Consider the following 15,856-nt stretch of genomic DNA (forward strand, 5'->3'; position numbering starts at 1 on the left):
AACAAGACTCAGTACGGATCTATGCCTTCTTTCCTGTTCCCTATTCTCTATTCCCTGTTCCCTGCCCACGCGCAAGTAAATTCTCCGAATCAAACCGGATTCCTATATTAGGAAACAATTTTATTTAAGAGCTGCTAAAGTTCTGCGTCCAATTATTCCGTCTGCTCTTAATCCCTTAGACTTCTGAAATTTGATCGCAGCGGCACGAGTCTTGTTATCAAACACACCATTCACACTTCCTGTATAGAATCCTTGTTGTTTTAAAGAATTCTGAACAGTTTTCACTGTCTCTCCTTTGCTGCCTACTGTTAGTACAGTACCAGTACTACGCTTTGCCAGATGATTAGACTTGTGCTTGGCACTAAGCTTTGGTACAGCATTAGGCTTTTTCATGGTGTTGCCTTGCTGAGTACTTTGGGCAATGTGGGTAGCAGTAGCCGAATTTTGGTTTTTATTATTAGTTAAAGAGTAAGCAGGTACAGCAGTAGCTAGAGTCAAAGCAGGGAGCAAAGCAAGTACTTTCCAATTCATTTTCTTGTTCCTTACAACTGTATGAGATTTTGCAATTTCTATCTGAAGAGTCATCTTCATAAGGTACTGTGCCTTAAGTGATTCTCCTCTGTAGATTCTGGTATGTGGATTTAGTCTGAGACTATTTCCAAAGCCAGAGCTATAGCATCACACGTCGTATTGACAAAGCTATTGCGAAATTGTGACAAAACCATGACTAAATGTATTAAAATTTATGTCGCACGAAATTGCGCTAGTACCGCAAGGCGGAATTAAAAATTAAAAATTAATACAGCGTAAGCATTTCATTGGTTTTGAATGGAATGGCACGCTTGTTAAGATACAGCCCTTGCCCCAACTGGTTCCCAACCTGGAGGCTGGGAACGAGGATACACGAGGATACAATAAGTGTTTGGGCTTTACAAGCGTGCCATTCGGTTTTGAATGCGTGGTTTATTTACGCCGTACTGTACTAATCTCTTTTATCTTCCGAACCCAACATTTTCAATAATTTTCTGGCAGCTAAAACACCCATAACTCCTGCGCCAACCACTTCCACTGCTTGGACAACTTTTTTGCCTACATCATGAGGATCGAGATGGTGATGAAAAATCTCTTCATCCACCCATTCAGTTGTTGCTTTAAAGTCATGAATTGGTGTTGGTAATAGCGTTAAATAAGTTCCTTGACGAATTAAATGCCCGGATTCTCCTGCAACTTCAAAAATATTGAATAAGTTAGCGGCAGCATCATTTAACCCTAATTTTAAGAGAGTTCCGCGTATATTTACCTTTACTGATTTGAGGGCTTCGCCTAAAGCTAATGCTTTTAAATTTTGGGCAATATTGGCTCCTTGCTGATAAGCGACTTGGGCTGTTGGCGGTAGTGAATTATCTTGAACTGCTACACAATCCCCGCCTGCAAATACTTCTGGAAAGTCGAGTAGTTGCATTGTAGAATTCACTAGGAGGCGGTTGTGGCGATCGCGATGTTCTTGAGAAATTGGTAAATCTTTAATTAGTGGGTGAATAGAAGTGCCAGCTGTCCAGATTGCGGTGTATGTTGGCAATGTTTCAATTTGCTCATTGCGTTTATATTCAATGGCATTAGCATGAATAGTAGTGGCTTCTGCTCCCGTAAGTATTTCAATTGGAATCGTGCGTTTTTGTAATTCTTTCTCAGCAATTGGGCGCAGAGGATTGTTAATATCACCATTGAGAATTTCTTGTCCGTGATTGAGCAATACCACCCGGATTTCACTAGAATTTCCTCCCATAGCGTTATACCAATGTGGGAGTAAATCAGCTAAAGTAGCTGCCATTTCTACACCACTTGCACCACCACCAACTATAACTATTGTTAGCAGTTGACGACGTTGTTCTGGATTTTCAGTTTTGATTGCTTTTTGCAAACAATCGCCTAAATGCCGATCGAGAGCGATCGCATCTGCTTCTGTCCAAAAAGGAAAAGCGTATTCTTTAGCACCTTCAAGATGATGATAACTAGTAACACTACCCAAAGCTAATACTAAGTTACTGTAGTTGTATGAGTTTCCCGAAGCTAATTTGACTTGTTGTTGATGCAAGTCTATCGATTCCACTGCATCTTGAACAAAAATTACACCACTACCTTTAAGCAATTCTGTAAAACGCGGTACTACTTGAAAAGCATCCATCTCGCCACTGAAATATTCGTAGAGTAATGGCTTAAAGCAAAAGCTTTCATTTCGATCGATCAAAATTACAGAGCGAGGATAATGTTCGTGAGCTAGGTGTAAGGCTGTAAATAAGCCAGTGAAGCCACCACCAAGAATCACAGTTTGATAAACTGGGCTGTTCATAAAATATCTCTTTTACCAAATTCATAACTCACTTTTATATAATTACTCCTTTTGTTAAGATAAAACTTAAAAAAGTCTAAACTTTTACCAATAGAAAAAGCGATCGACTATGGCGACCACTTTCTCTATAGATAAAAAAATTATTTCTTATTTAGCTATATTCCATCTACGTTTCAGCTACCGACAGAAGCATTTCCAGACAAAATTGGTATGTTATCTAATACACGTGACAGGGGTTCATCTCCTTTCGGTTCTTGTCTGTTGAGGGTGAAACCTCCTTGAATCAATCCCTGCTGAGGAGATGAGTCGCCGACATTAACTTGATTTGCGTATATCTGAAGAGATCCATTACCGTTCACAGTGTTTATACCATTATCATTACCAATTCCTCCTACTACTAGCATTGATTCTGCATTACTCAATTCTTCAAAAAAGCTAGTTTCCAAGTCGGCAATTTTGTTGTTTGTCATAACTTCCTTTGTTCATTAATTGAAATTACATTGATTATATTTTGGTACTTTTCATATTGCCAGACGAGAGTTGGTGATTCAACTCTGATGCTTCTGCTAATAGGAAACTTGTGTTCAATCACACACCCTATTTTTCATTATTTAGTCTAACCTCCAGATAATTAACTTATCTCTTCTTCTAACTAGGTTTAGGCTCCCTTAAACTAAAGTTTCTAACGATTTCAACAACGCTTTCCCCACTTCTGTTTGTGGATTCAATTTTTCTAATTGTGCTTCCAAATCCACTAAATGCCCTTCCAATTGCTTTATTCCCTCTGCCAACGCCGTTTTTGCTCCTCCTACTATAGCCATTAGCTCATCATCAGAAAGTTCCTTCAAATCATCGATTTCATTGATTTGGAATTTGTCTACTTGCATTTGCTTTGCTTGCTCCAGTTGAGGACGTTTCTAGACTTTTTTGTTGTTAGTCATAATTCTCCTAAGTGTCTTTGATAGCAGACATCAAAAACTCTCAGATAAATTCAATACATAATGCTTGCGATCGCTATTTAATCGTAATATTCAATAGAGTGCAAATCGTTAATCATTTACACAAGTATTTCCGAAAGCTGGGTTAAGTAGACCAATTACATTGACACTATTAACACAAACGTTAACGGGTACATGAACGGGTACTTGAGCAAGGTTCCCCGAAAGAACTCCAGGACTACCAACAGCAGCACCTTCTGCACTTGAATCTCCGCCAAATACACTCAATAAATCAGCGTCATCTAGTTCTTCAAACAATTCTAGTTCTTCTTGATGGAGTGTAGGTACTTCTTTTGTTGCTTGTTTCTTGGTTGAAAAGATTTTTAACATTTTATTTTACTCTTTTTGGTTGTTTTCAATCTCTGTGCTTAAGTGTGCTATGGCTCTCTTGCATGAATTATCAAATAAGAGATAATTCCTCTTGGATCGGGTATAAACGCAAGACACGGGGAAGTAGTAAAGATGGTTGTCACAAGTTCTTTGTTAATTAAGGAAGCTTTATTATCTGCCAATATTTTGATTTGACTATGTATTACGCACTAATTTAAAGCTTATCAACAGGATAATCAAGGTTTCCTACAAAACATCCTACTTTTCCTACTTTTCCTACTTGACAAAATAAGTACTGTTGTAGCTGAATATATAATTGCTATAAAGCTTACCCATCTTCGTTTTAGCCTTAGCGTACCATTTAAACGAATGGCACTAATAAAAGCCCAAAGGCTTGTGGTTTAAACAGTTTGCAATTGCTTTTGTAATTCATGCCGAGATTTCGTTATTAAGGGGTAAGCTTTGGGGCGACGTTTCTTTAGTCGTGCTTCGCTGCGAATTTATAGGACTTACGCAAAACTACACGCGGTAGGGGCAATTCATGAATTGCCCCTACCTAAAAATAAGGGTTTCAGCTATTGTTTGCGTAAGTCCTGATTTCTTTTCACCCAATATCTCTATTAGTTATTTGTATTTACAAATGACAAATTTGCTATACGAATAAAAATAACGCAATTAAAAAGACGCTAAGGAATAAAGCGAAAGCAATAGCGTATTCGACTCTGCGACTAAAAAATCCCACCGCAGCAATTAGAGCGATCGCTAGCCCAATAATGCCAATATATTGCTCTTTTTGTAAACCTTGTGCAATCAGTGGATCTTTACCTGGTGCGGGAGTTTCTTGAACTGCTTTTGGTGCGAGTTCTGATGCTGGTAGTTCTTGGATGAATAAATTCATAAAATTACTCCTGAAATACTTGCTAAACTGAAAATTTTTATGCCCGCCAAAGGTAGAGAAGCGAGAAAAGGAAGACCCAAACTACATCAACAAAGTGCCAAAATAGAGTTGTCGCACTTGTACCGAAGTGAGTTTTATTATAATTGCCTGGAATGAATGAGCGAATCAGCATAATTATCTGAAGCACAACACCAGCCAGAACGTGTAAACCGTGGAAACCTGTCAGTAAATAGAATGTGGAACCAACTAATCCCGTAGTGAGCTTGAAATCGAGATTTTTCCACTCAATTAATAGACCAATTAAAAAGTAGATTCCCATTGCGATCGTTATTAGCCAGAGCCAGCGAAATTTACCCAATTGATTACGCTTGAGGGCATTTTCTGCTGGTTGAATCACAAAGCTACTAGAAAGTAAAACTACTGTATTAATAATCACGAGTTTAGACAATTCTGGCCCAGAAACACCAGGTGGTAGCCAGTTAGTAGTATTCAGTCGTAAAGCAACATAAGTAAAGATAAAACTCAAAAAAATGATACTTTCCGACAACAAGAATACACTAAACCCAAACATTCCTTTGCCATGATGATCTTCATGACTTCCGCCACCACTTGGCAGAAAGCGCTGTAACCAATTCGGTAAGCGTCGCCGCCACCGATCGAAACGGATCGGACTTTCATCTATATGGATGCTGCGCTGTTGCATAATTCGTAATTCGTAATTAATAAATTCAGGTTCCATCTGATTTTTCGGACATAGCGAATTATCTTTAAAAAACCTCCGCGTCCCTTTGCGCTAACCTTTGCGTACCTTTGCGTTAAAAAAAAAGCTAAAATTTAGCGCAGCTTTATAAAGAAACGCAATTACTCACCATTATCAGAATTTTCCACGAATGAATATTTTGGATCGCCATAGTCGTAAGGAGGTCTGTTGACAACAGGAATCTCTGCAAAGTTATCTCGCGGAGGTGGTGAAGAAGTTGTCCATTCCAATCCCGTAGCGTGCCAGGGATTATTAACTGCTCTGACTCCATATAGCCAAGAACCGACAATGTTAGCAATAAAGGGCAGCGTAGATACTCCCAGTAAGAACGATCCCAGGCTAGCAATAACATTCCATCCCTGATACTGGGGATCGTAGGAAGAAATTCGGCGTAGCATTCCTTGCAAACCTAACGGATGCATCGAGAAAAACGTGATATTGGCAGGAATAAAGGTTAACCAGAAATGCAGTTTACCCCAACCTTCGGCGTACATCCTGCCAGTTATTTTGGGAAACCAGAAGTAAATTCCGGCAAAGATTGCCATTGTAATAGTATTAAAAACGATGTAGTGGAAGTGACCGACGACAAAGTAAGTATTATTGACGTGGATATCAAATGGCGTAGCGGCAAGCATCACACCAGTGACACCGCCAAAAATAAACATCGCTGCACCTCCCATCGCAAACAGCATTGGTGTCTCTAGGTGCAACTTGCTCCTCCAGATTGTGGCAGTCCAAGCGAATGCTTTAACACCAGTGGGTATGGCAACTAACATCGAGGTGGCCATGAAGGTCATCCGCATCCAGCCAGGGGTTGCACTGGTGAACATGTGATGCACCCAAACGAAGATGCTGACTACAGCAATACCTAAAGAAGCAAGAGCAACTGACCGATAGCCAAATAAAGGATTGCGAGAAAAGGCTGGCAGAACCTCCGCAATAATACCGAAGGCTGGTAGCGCCATGATATACACTGCGGGATGAGAGTAGAACCAAAATAAATGTTGGTAAACGATCGGATCGCCACTTCCTTCCGGTTTAAAAAATTGTGTCCCGAAGGAGAGGTCAAGCAACAGCAGGATCAATGCACCTGTCAAGGAAGGCAAATTAATCAGCTGCAACAACTGGGCGCTAAAAACTGACCACACAAAGACCGGCATCCGAAAAAATGTCATCCCTGGCGATCGCATCCAAAAGATAGTGGTAACAAAATTGACAGCCCCCATAATTGAAGAGATGCCGATTAATACTAGGCTAACTATCCAAATCAATTGACCGTTAATCAACTGACCGGCTGGAACTTGCAGACTAACTGGTGGATAAGACCACCAACCAGCTTGTGCAGTCCCGCTTGGTAGTAAGAAGCTAGACAGTAGTAGAAGACCGGCTGGTGGTAAAATCCAAAAAGAGATGGCGTTGAGCAGGGGAAAAGCCATATCCCGCGCTCCAATCATCAGCGGTACTAGGAAGTTAGCAAGACCTGCATTGAAGGGAATAATCCACAGGAAAATCATGATTGTCCCGTGCATGGTGAATAAACCATTGTAGAGGGGGCGGTCAACTAAATTTGCTTCCGGGGTGAGCAATTCAGCCCGGATAATCATCGCCAATAGCCCGCCAAGAAGAAAGAAAATGAAGGTCATCACCATGTACTGAACACCGATTACCTTATGGTCAGTACTGAAGCTGAAATATTCCCGCCAGTTATTCTCAGGTTCTCTATTGTTGGCTATAGCTTCACTCAAATCATGTGTCATTATTTATCTTCCTTTGATTCGCTACAGCAGGTTGAGCAGGTGCGACGGTGTACCAGCCGCTTTTGAATAATGTCTTTGGCGGTTGAATATTTTCGGCAACTGCCTGATTTTGAGTGTTTGTAGTTTCGCTAGAGACTGTTTGCGCGAGCCACTGATTATACTGATCGAGGGATTCAACGTATACATCTGCTTCCATCAAGGCAAAATAAGTACCACTGAATTGAGAATCTTTCAGCCGATATTTACCTGGGCGAATGGGTGTTAGCACAATGTCAATGTTCCGCCCTGGAACAATATCTTGCTTTAAGCGAAACTCAGGAACATAGAAGCCGTGGATTACTTTCTCTGCTTGCATATTTAAGCGAGTGCTGCGATCGCTCGGCAAATGTAATTCCTTACTAATAAGATTATTTGGATAGTGGAAAGACCAATCCCATTGCTTAACGAAAACATCAATTGTTTCAGACGCAGGTTTGGGGACATCGCTAACCTTTGCAGCATAGGCGGGTGCAAATTCTAGGGGCGAGTGCAAATGCACAATTTGGTTTAGACCGAGAATATTTAATTGCTGATAAATATTGAAGCTTTGAAAGGCAATCCATATTACTAATAAAGTTGGGGTCGCTGTCCACAATATTTCTAACTTCCCATTACCTCTAGAAGGGTGTCCCTCGCTGTAGTCTTCTGGGCGGGCGCGATGAAAGGCGATCGCATACACGATAACACCAACTAGCCCAAGCAAAATAAATGCTCCAATTGAGACTAAAAAGCTAAATAAATCATCTACTCGTTGTGCTTCTGCTGTCGCTTGGGGAGGCATCCAAGAAAATGCCTGTTGTCCAATCCACCGACTGACAATTAGCAGTCCTGCGACATAAAACGCTATTAGTACATATTCCCAGGAACTAAACATAATAATTTCATTTAAGAGTACTTATTACTCGATTATTTGGGTAGTAAATTTGGGCTTCTACCTTCTTGAAGTAACTTCGCAGCAGTAACGTGAATTCCAAACTCTTCTCCCAATTGCGCCCCCAAAGTTCCGTGGACAAACAAGATGCCCAATATTGCAATACCTGCTAATAAGTAACTCCACTGCACCTGCCTAGAAGCATCCTTGCGCCAGCGATAGCGTTGTAAACCTCTCCATACTGTCATGGCAACAACGATCCCCAACAATGAAATGCCACCCAAACCATGCAAAAGCATCGTCCAACCAGCAGTTAACCCCCAAACGCTCTTTTGATCGACTGGTGGATTTGCTAGCAATAGCTCGAAAAAACCAGCTGCAACAGTGAAAAAAGTGATAAAAGCTGCTCCAATGAGGTTATACCAGCCGACATCAAAAAAACCAGAACGGAGGGTAGGCAAACCCAAAAATTTGAATATTGGTTTTTCTAAAGCAAAAAGCGCTCCCGCAATATCAAAAATAATCGCAAGAATGAATAAACCCAATGTTAGATGCACAAATTGCGGATGTATGGGAATCTCATAAGGTAATCCGTTAGCATTCAGCTTCAATCTCAACTGGTCAATCAATTGCCAGTTCATGGCGCAACTCCCTGCTTCATCCCTTGCACGACTGGCTCAATATGTAACCCATACACCCAAACTAGCTTGCTTCCTAGATAGACTTGCAAGCACACTAGGCAGACTAAAAACGTTGCTACACCAAGGTAAGCTGGCGGTACTTTCCGTGGAGTACGTTTGCGAATCACGAAACGCCAAGCTGTAATGCCAACAACAATAGCCGCCAGCGACCAACCCATCACCGTATGAAAATTCAGTGTTGGTTGCACTGCTGGGTAGATGTTCGCCAGACCTGCTTCAAACTGACCAAGAATCACCGCTATAAAGATAGCTGCTGAGGCTACAAACATATTCCAGAAACTCACCTCAAACAACCGCACGTTACGGGTAAAATAACCCAGCACATCGCACACGAAAGAAAAAAGCACCATCGCAATTACGAAGTGAACAACGATCGGATGTAGAGGGTCAGGGTATGGTAAATTTTGGTTATTCAGAGACAGAGCAGGCATCGCTTTCTCCTTCATAGGTCAAATATATATATATGCGTTGCATGGAATTGCCATCCGCTTAACGTACCATTCATATTTTCCAGAATACTGTGCTAACGTCACAGATCGACCAATTAAAAAACATTGAGAATTTCCGATACACTGCAATAATTTTTCAAGTAGCTTTGGAAATAAAAATACATAATTACTCTTTTTCAGTAATTATTTTCTCCAAAGGTAAAAACTCACTAAAACAACTACATTTCTGATTGATATCATATCTTGATTAGTATTTCCAAAAAACAAAAATTTTCTTTTTGATTAGATGGGATTGCTAATAGCCAATCTAATCAGACCCTTGAGAGGCGCGTAAAGAAAAATATTTAATGTCTTATATAGTTCTCTGATTAACTAAAAAATTTACTTTAATCAATAATCAAACTTGCTTTGAATATACCATAAATCTTTATTGAGATTGATATAAGCTTGAAAATCACATTTTTACAAATCTTAAAAATAAAAACATACTATTGTCACAGAAATGACAAAGGATTTCAATATTTTTTAGTAAAAAATATGCTGTTTATCTTTCTCTAGATAGATTAGAAAAATACTAAATGTTTTTAAAATCATTAAAAAAGCAAAACTTTTTTAATCCATAATTTCCTGATTTAAAAATTAAAGTTGTCAGGGTAATACTACGCGCAAAAAGCAAAAATATCATGAAGGTCTTGCAAATATTGAGATATTCACAACGAATACAAGTTTTAAAAATATCGAAAGCATTATGAGTTATTCCCCTTACCTGCTCAAAGGTCAAAAAGCACTTGTGACGGGTGCTAGTTCTGGCATTGGTCAAGCGATCGCTCGCTATTTAGCTTTATCGGGTGCAGCAGTAGTCGTCAATTATCGTTCGGAAGCTGAATCAGCCCAAAAACTTGTTGATGACATCAAAGCGGCTAATGGTGAAGCATTTGCTATTCAAGCTGATGTTAGCAAAGAAGACGAAATAAAGGCGATGTTTAGCCAAACAATCGAGCGATTCGGCACTATTGACATTTTGATAAACAATGCAGGTCTTCAAAAAGATTCACCGTTTGTAGATATGACCCTCGATCAATGGAATAGAGTTATTGAGGTGAATCTGACAGGACAATTCTTATGTGCTAGGGAAGCTGCAAAGGAATTCTTACGCCGAGGTATACAGCCCGATATTTCATCTGCCGCAGGTAAGATTATTTGTATAAGTTCAGTACATCAAGTAATTCCTTGGGCGGGTCATGTTAATTATGCTGCGAGTAAGGGCGGTATAAATATGATGATGCAAAGTATTGCTCAAGAACTTGCACCCCATAAAATTCGCGTTAATAGTATTGCGCCTGGTGCAATCAAAACCCCCATTAATAAATCAGCTTGGGATACTCCAGAAGCAGAAGCAAAGTTATTAAAACTGATTCCAGCAAAACGTGTGGGTGATGTAGAAGATATCGCTAAAGCAGCGGTTTGGTTAGCTTCGGATGACTCAGATTATGTCTATGGTACAACTCTATTTGTAGACGGTGGTATGACCTTGTATCCAGGTTTTGCAGACAATGGTTAATTGATAATGCCTACAAAAGTTACTGTTAACCCTGGTTTGATAACAATCAAGGAATTAAATTTGGCTGTAGGAGACATTTTGGCACAATGTCGAACAAACCCAATGGTGAATTAGAAGTTTCTGCATAATTATTATTAACTCTCATGGCATCTGATTCATCTCATAAAACTATATTTGCAGCGATGGGCGCTAACTTAGCGATCGCGATTACTAAATTTATCGCCGCCTCCATTACTGGCAGTTCCGCCATGATATCTGAAGGGATTCATTCGGTGGTAGATACTGGCGATCAACTAGTACTTTTGCTGGGAATTCGCAGAAGCCAAAAGCCAGCAGACGATCGCCATCCCTTTGGTTACGGTCTAGAACTTTATTTCTGGACTTTTATCGTTGCTATCCTCATCTTTGCCCTTGGCGGCGGGATGTCAATTTATGAAGGAATCACTCATTTAATTCATCCCAGCCCTTTAGAAAACCCAATGTGGAATTATATTGTATTAGGTATTGCAATATTATTGGAGGGGTTTTCTTGGACTGTAGCTTTAAAAGAGTTTTTGCCGACTAAGGGTAAACAAAATTTCTGGCAAGCAATCAAAAACAGTAAAGACCCCACAGTATTTACAGTATTATTTGAGGATTCTGCGGCAATTTTAGGCTTATTCGTGGCCTTAATCGGAATCTTCTTAGGACATTTATTTAATAATGTTTATTTGGATGGCATTGCTTCGATTATTATTGGCATTATCTTGGCTATAGTAGCAGTGGTATTAGCGAGAGAAAGCAAAGGATTATTAGTTGGTGAAAGTGCTGATCCTCAAACTATAGCCAATATCCGGTCTTTGTCCAAAACAGAACCAGGAGTGCAAGAAGTTATCCGGGTGCTAACAATGCAGCTTGCTCCCAAAGAAGTATTACTGAACTTAGAAATCCAATTTTCTAAAAATCTTACAGGTGAGGAAATAGCTTTAACTGTAGAAAATTTAGAAGTAAAAATTCGCCAAAAGCATCCTGAAATCAAACAAATTTTTATTGAAGCAAAATCCTTAACTGCCGCTCGGAAATTTTCGCCAACTTCTCAATAAATTTTTAATCGCATAAATATCAAACACAGCATTTTCTCAATGTACTCAAAGCTTATCGGCACAACAATGCAGTATGGTAAAGATTATTGATCGAGCAAAAGCTTTTGGCTCACCAGGTATTGAGCCTCGATGGACTCATGCTAATAAAGATGGAGTCGGAACAGCCTACTCTACCTCTAGTAACATTTGGTTTACTCTTTGGAACGGTATTGTCACTGAAATCTACCATCCCACAGTAGACAAACCTCAAATTCGGGATTTGCAGTATCTAATTTCTGATGGGAAAAGCTTTTTCCACGAAGAGAAACGCCATCTCGAATCCAAAGTGGAACCGATGTGGACTCATGGTTTAGGATACCGCATTACTAATTCCGATCCCCAAGGACGTTATGCCGTAATCAAAGAAGTGATTGCCGACCCACATTTCCCCTGCATCTTACAGCACACTACACTAACAGGAGAGAGCGATTTTATTTCCCAACTTCAGTTATATGCTTTGTGTGCGCCGCATCTGGATGTTGAAGGTATGGGTAATAATGGTTACGCTGTAGAGGTTGCTGGACATCGGATTTTGATCGCCGAGAAACAAGGAACATGGCTAGCGCTGGGTGCAACAGTTCCCTTTAGCCGCCTTTCTTGTGGTTACGTTGGTGAAAGTGATGGCTGGACAGATTTAGCTGATAATTTCCAGATGGATTGGGAGTTTGATAATGCTGTAGATGGCAATCTGGCTTTGACTGGAAAACTAAATTTAGATAGTACTAAAGAATTTACTTTAGGATTGGCATTTGGTACAAACTTGCATAATGCAATTTCTACACTATTTCAGTCGCTCAATATTCCTTTTGAACAGCAGAAGCAGCAATACAACGAACAGTGGAAGCGATCGCGCCGCAATATCCGACCGCTAGAATATGTTTCATGCAATGATGGAAAGTTGTATCACAACAGCATTAGTTTGTTGTTAGCACATGAAGACAAAATTTATCCAGGTGCGTTGATTGCATCCCTGGCTATCCCTTGGGGTGAAGCCAAAAACGACCAAGACCAAGGAGGATATCACCTTGTCTGGACGCGGGATATGGTCAGTAGTGTAACAGGTTTGGTGGCTGCTGGCGAAACAGAAACGGCAGTGCGATCGCTAATTTATCTTGCAACCAGCCAGCAGGAAGATGGCGGTTTTGCTCAAAATTTCTGGGTTGATGGCGAACCTTACTGGAAAGGTATTCAACTAGATGAGGTGGCATTTCCGATTCTTCTAGCATGGCTATTGCATCAGCAGAAGACTTGCTTAAAATTCGATATTTATCCGATGGTTTTGCGGGCGGCGGGTTATTTAATTCGTAACGGCCCGGTTACTCAACAAGAACGCTGGGAAGAAAATAGCGGTTATTCACCATCAACACTAGCATCCAATATTGCCGCTTTAATCTGTGCTGCTCAATTTGTTCGCGAACGTGGAGATGAAGCAACAGCAAAGTTTATAGAAGAATACGCAGATTTTTTAGAATGTCACATTGAAGCTTGGACAGTAACTACTGAAGGAACTTTGGTTCCTGGGATCAAACGGCATTATATCCGAATTACTCCTTCAGATATTAATAATTCTCAAGCCGATGAAAATCCTAACCAAGCAACTCTTTTCATCAGCAGTCAGCCACCTGGTGAACCAGCAGAATTTCCAGCCAAGGAAATTGTCGATGGCGGATTTCTCCAATTAGTACGTTATGGAATTCGCAAACCTGATGACCCGATTATTGTTGATTCTGTCAAAGTAATTGATGCAGTTTTAAAAGTAGATACACCCGTTGGGCCTTGTTGGCATCGTTACAACCACGACGGTTACGGCCAGCAAGAAGACGGAAGTCCTTATATTGGTTGGGGTAAGGGACGCGCTTGGCCTCTCTTGACAGGAGAACGAGGACATTATGAACTAGCTGCTGGCGGCGATGTCAAAACATATATTAAGGCGATGGAAGGATTTGCTTCAGATACTTGTTTGCTACCAGAACAGGTTTGGGATGAGGCAGATATCCCTGATATCTATATGTTTTTAGGAAAACCAACAGGTTCAGCGATGCCTTTAATGTGGGCACACGCAGAGTATATCAAGCTGCTACGGTCAACTGATGACGGACAGGTGTTTGATTTTATTCCAGAAGTGGCAAATCGTTATCTAGGCGAAAGAAAGCAGTGTAAATCATTGGAAATTTGGAAGTTTAACCGACAAATCAGCCAAGTAAAAAAAGGTCAGACATTGCGAATTGACGCTTTAGCATCTTTTCAATTGCACTGGTCAGATGATGATTGGCAAACTACACAAGATATGCTTTCTACTTCTACAAAGTTAGGAGTGAATTTTGTAGATATTTTTATTTCTGAGAATCAGCAACAATCAATTAACTTTACCTTTTTCTGGATTGAAAGCAGCAAATGGGAAGGACACAATTATACGGTTAAAATTTCGTAATTCCTAATTTCTAATTCGCCTTTCAATACATTTCGGATCGAAAAGAGCCATTATTATGCAGAATAACTCATCATCCAAACCAACAATTGAATACTGGCACGTCTGGACTGGCAACGACGGTATAAGTCATCAATCCCGTTGTCAAATTGAAGACTTTATCGAAAAAGGCATAGCCCCGGATACTTCACCGCAGTGGCTTTCTAATTTGAAGCAGTCCGGTGCTACAATCAGCTTTACTGTGCTACCTGTGGGATGGGTTGGTAACTGGCATGAAAACCCAAAACCCCAGTGGATTATACCTTTGTCAGGACGCTGGTTTGTGGAGACTATGGACGGTCAGCGAGTCGAGATGGGGGAAGGCGAAATTTCCTTTGGAGAAGATCGGGGTACGAAAACAGACGCGCAAGGTCATAAAGGTCACTTATCTGGAACAGTAGGCGATGCGCCAGCTGTTTTAATAATGGTGCAATTTGAAGAGACTCCGACTGTAAACCAATCTTGTCGATTTAGGTAAATAAGTTAGTATAGTGGCTTTACTCACTGCCCAAAACTTGCTCCTCACCCAGAGGAAATCTAGTTCCCTCACGCCACTTGCTTCAAGCCGGGAAACCCGTCCAACGCAGTGGCTCCCCTTTATAAGGGGAGGGTTAGGGTGGGGTAAAGCCTATCCTTAATTACGAATTACGAATTATTTAACCCCTTCGATTTCCGAAACTCCTGGACAACATCTTTAACATCACGTAATTCCCCTTCAACTAAATAGTTTAATTGCCGCATTTCATCTGCTGAAATCTTTCCAGCTAGTTGTGCGATCGCTGTTCTTAATTGTGGATATTTTTTTAAGGTTTCTTGTCGGACAATTGGTACAGTTTCGTAAGGTGGAAAATAATGTTTATCATCCTTGAGTACAAATAAACCCAAGCGAGAAATTTGCCCATCAGTGGAATTTCCTGCCACCATATCCACTTGTTTTTGAATCAAAGCACGATATATTAAACCCAAGTCCATAATTTGGGGTGGTTTAGCAAAACGTAAATCGTAAGTTTTAGCTAATCCTGGAAAACCATCTTCTCTTTCTAAAAATTCGTAACCGAAACCGCCACGCCACTGTGGTGTATATTGAGTAGCTTGGGAGAGAGTTTGAATATTGTTGAGTCTAGCATCTTCAGCCCGAATAATCATCGCAAAAGTATTTTCAAAACCCAAGCTGGGCATCACTTCCAGATTGAATTGCTGGGCGTATATTTGTTTGATTATTTCGTAAACTTCTTTGGAGTTATTAACTGGTTTTTGCTTTAAAATTGCAGTCAAAGCTGTGCCTGTATACTCAATATAAGCATCAATTATGCCAGCTTTAATAGCGTTATGACAAACAAATGAACCACCTAAACGGGGACGACGAGCTACTTTTAACTTAGTTGTTGCCTCGATTTGCTGCGCTAACAATTCACCTAAAATATCTTGTTCGGTAAAATCTTTGGAAGCCACAACTATATTAGCATCGTTATTACTATTGATATTTGCCGTGCAGCCAGCGATTACCAGTAACAAAGCAAAAGTTAAAAAGCACAATGCCAAAAATCTTTTCAT

Annotated in this window: 16 protein-coding genes; 4 read left to right on the forward strand and 12 right to left on the reverse strand. The window is 40.3% G+C overall.

The genetic code is table 11. From position 1 onward, the window contains the following. Window positions 1–120: 120 nt before the first annotated feature. The 11 genes from RMZ95_RS08150 to RMZ95_RS08200 all read right to left on the reverse strand — a co-directional run bounded on the left by RMZ95_RS08150 (window position 121) and on the right by RMZ95_RS08200 (window position 9,135). Complete coding sequence (locus tag RMZ95_RS08150) at window positions 121–531, reverse strand: peptidoglycan-binding domain-containing protein (RefSeq protein ID WP_322671604.1); 411 nt, start codon at window positions 529–531, stop codon at window positions 121–123. A 451-nt stretch (window positions 532–982) separates the two neighbouring features. Then, the gene (locus tag RMZ95_RS08155) at window positions 983–2,350 is read right to left on the reverse strand and encodes an NAD(P)/FAD-dependent oxidoreductase (RefSeq protein ID WP_322686212.1); all 1,368 of its coding nucleotides are present in this window, start codon (window positions 2,348–2,350) and stop codon (window positions 983–985) included. Between the two features lie 173 nt (window positions 2,351–2,523). Further along, window positions 2,524–2,820 (reverse strand): hypothetical protein, encoded by a 297-nt coding sequence (locus tag RMZ95_RS08160; RefSeq protein WP_322671602.1) that lies wholly within the window; start codon window positions 2,818–2,820, stop codon window positions 2,524–2,526. Window positions 2,821–3,018: 198 nt separating this feature from the next. After that, the gene (locus tag RMZ95_RS08165) at window positions 3,019–3,237 is read right to left on the reverse strand and encodes a bacteriocin (protein WP_322671601.1); all 219 of its coding nucleotides are present in this window, start codon (window positions 3,235–3,237) and stop codon (window positions 3,019–3,021) included. Window positions 3,238–3,399: 162 nt separating this feature from the next. Then, a complete protein-coding gene (locus tag RMZ95_RS08170) occupies window positions 3,400–3,678 on the reverse strand; it encodes a chaplin (RefSeq protein WP_322671600.1) in 279 nt (92 codons plus the stop codon). A 652-nt stretch (window positions 3,679–4,330) separates the two neighbouring features. After that, window positions 4,331–4,576, reverse strand: coding sequence for a hypothetical protein (locus RMZ95_RS08175; protein WP_322671599.1), 246 nt, complete (start codon window positions 4,574–4,576; stop codon window positions 4,331–4,333). A gap of 37 nt (window positions 4,577–4,613) precedes the next feature. Beyond that, window positions 4,614–5,279: a heme-copper oxidase subunit III gene (locus RMZ95_RS08180; protein WP_322686230.1), complete on the reverse strand. Its 666-nt coding sequence runs from the start codon at window positions 5,277–5,279 to the stop codon at window positions 4,614–4,616. Between the two features lie 158 nt (window positions 5,280–5,437). Further along, window positions 5,438–7,093 carry a cbb3-type cytochrome c oxidase subunit I gene (locus RMZ95_RS08185; protein ID WP_322686213.1) on the reverse strand — a complete coding sequence of 552 codons (1,656 nt, stop codon included), beginning with the start codon at window positions 7,091–7,093 and terminating at the stop codon, window positions 5,438–5,440. After that, window positions 7,083–8,006, reverse strand: coding sequence for a cytochrome c oxidase subunit II (locus RMZ95_RS08190; RefSeq protein ID WP_322686214.1), 924 nt, complete (start codon window positions 8,004–8,006; stop codon window positions 7,083–7,085). The genes RMZ95_RS08185 and RMZ95_RS08190 overlap by 11 nt, the downstream gene beginning before the upstream one ends. A gap of 32 nt (window positions 8,007–8,038) precedes the next feature. Continuing rightward, on the reverse strand, window positions 8,039–8,644 hold the full coding sequence (locus RMZ95_RS08195) for a DUF2231 domain-containing protein (RefSeq protein WP_322686215.1): 606 nt from the start codon (window positions 8,642–8,644) through the stop codon (window positions 8,039–8,041). Continuing rightward, entirely contained in the window at window positions 8,641–9,135 is a 495-nt protein-coding gene (locus tag RMZ95_RS08200) for a DUF2231 domain-containing protein (RefSeq protein WP_322686216.1), read from the reverse strand. The genes RMZ95_RS08195 and RMZ95_RS08200 overlap by 4 nt, the downstream gene beginning before the upstream one ends. 766 nt (window positions 9,136–9,901) lie before the next feature. Here RMZ95_RS08200 and RMZ95_RS08205 point away from each other — a divergent pair. The 4 genes from RMZ95_RS08205 to RMZ95_RS08220 all read left to right on the forward strand — a co-directional run bounded on the left by RMZ95_RS08205 (window position 9,902) and on the right by RMZ95_RS08220 (window position 14,780). Continuing rightward, window positions 9,902–10,714 (forward strand): SDR family oxidoreductase, encoded by an 813-nt coding sequence (locus RMZ95_RS08205; RefSeq protein ID WP_322686217.1) that lies wholly within the window; start codon window positions 9,902–9,904, stop codon window positions 10,712–10,714. A gap of 143 nt (window positions 10,715–10,857) precedes the next feature. Next, a complete protein-coding gene (locus RMZ95_RS08210; protein ID WP_322671592.1) occupies window positions 10,858–11,796 on the forward strand; it encodes a cation diffusion facilitator family transporter in 939 nt (312 codons plus the stop codon). Window positions 11,797–11,869: 73 nt separating this feature from the next. Next, on the forward strand, window positions 11,870–14,266 hold the full coding sequence (locus RMZ95_RS08215) for a glycoside hydrolase family 15 protein (RefSeq protein ID WP_322686218.1): 2,397 nt from the start codon (window positions 11,870–11,872) through the stop codon (window positions 14,264–14,266). Window positions 14,267–14,321: 55 nt separating this feature from the next. Next, window positions 14,322–14,780 carry a cupin domain-containing protein gene (locus RMZ95_RS08220; protein WP_322686219.1) on the forward strand — a complete coding sequence of 153 codons (459 nt, stop codon included), beginning with the start codon at window positions 14,322–14,324 and terminating at the stop codon, window positions 14,778–14,780. A 167-nt stretch (window positions 14,781–14,947) separates the two neighbouring features. On the opposite strand, the gene RMZ95_RS08225 is transcribed toward RMZ95_RS08220, so the two are convergent. Next, window positions 14,948–15,856 (reverse strand): glycine betaine ABC transporter substrate-binding protein, encoded by a 909-nt coding sequence (locus tag RMZ95_RS08225; RefSeq protein WP_322686220.1) that lies wholly within the window; start codon window positions 15,854–15,856, stop codon window positions 14,948–14,950.

The sequence above is a fragment of the Nostoc sp. DedQUE07 genome (genome assembly GCF_034530975.2).
Lineage (GTDB): Bacteria > Cyanobacteriota > Cyanobacteriia > Cyanobacteriales > Nostocaceae > Nostoc.

Coding starts and splice junctions, on each gene's coding strand:
- RMZ95_RS08195 (WP_322686215.1), bottom strand. CDS start 8,644: ATGAACTGGCAATTGATTGACCAGTTGAGATTGAAGCTGAATGCTAAC.
- RMZ95_RS08150 (WP_322671604.1), bottom strand. CDS start 531: ATGAATTGGAAAGTACTTGCTTTGCTCCCTGCTTTGACTCTAGCTACT.
- RMZ95_RS08175 (WP_322671599.1), bottom strand. CDS start 4,576: ATGAATTTATTCATCCAAGAACTACCAGCATCAGAACTCGCACCAAAA.
- RMZ95_RS08160 (WP_322671602.1), bottom strand. CDS start 2,820: ATGACAAACAACAAAATTGCCGACTTGGAAACTAGCTTTTTTGAAGAA.
- RMZ95_RS08165 (WP_322671601.1), bottom strand. CDS start 3,237: ATGCAAGTAGACAAATTCCAAATCAATGAAATCGATGATTTGAAGGAA.
- RMZ95_RS08200 (WP_322686216.1), bottom strand. CDS start 9,135: ATGCCTGCTCTGTCTCTGAATAACCAAAATTTACCATACCCTGACCCT.
- RMZ95_RS08215 (WP_322686218.1), top strand. CDS start 11,870: ATGGTAAAGATTATTGATCGAGCAAAAGCTTTTGGCTCACCAGGTATT.
- RMZ95_RS08180 (WP_322686230.1), bottom strand. CDS start 5,279: ATGCAACAGCGCAGCATCCATATAGATGAAAGTCCGATCCGTTTCGAT.
- RMZ95_RS08185 (WP_322686213.1), bottom strand. CDS start 7,093: ATGACACATGATTTGAGTGAAGCTATAGCCAACAATAGAGAACCTGAG.
- RMZ95_RS08210 (WP_322671592.1), top strand. CDS start 10,858: ATGGCATCTGATTCATCTCATAAAACTATATTTGCAGCGATGGGCGCT.
- RMZ95_RS08170 (WP_322671600.1), bottom strand. CDS start 3,678: ATGTTAAAAATCTTTTCAACCAAGAAACAAGCAACAAAAGAAGTACCT.
- RMZ95_RS08190 (WP_322686214.1), bottom strand. CDS start 8,006: ATGTTTAGTTCCTGGGAATATGTACTAATAGCGTTTTATGTCGCAGGA.
- RMZ95_RS08220 (WP_322686219.1), top strand. CDS start 14,322: ATGCAGAATAACTCATCATCCAAACCAACAATTGAATACTGGCACGTC.
- RMZ95_RS08225 (WP_322686220.1), bottom strand. CDS start 15,856: ATGAAAAGATTTTTGGCATTGTGCTTTTTAACTTTTGCTTTGTTACTG.
- RMZ95_RS08205 (WP_322686217.1), top strand. CDS start 9,902: ATGAGTTATTCCCCTTACCTGCTCAAAGGTCAAAAAGCACTTGTGACG.
- RMZ95_RS08155 (WP_322686212.1), bottom strand. CDS start 2,350: ATGAACAGCCCAGTTTATCAAACTGTGATTCTTGGTGGTGGCTTCACT.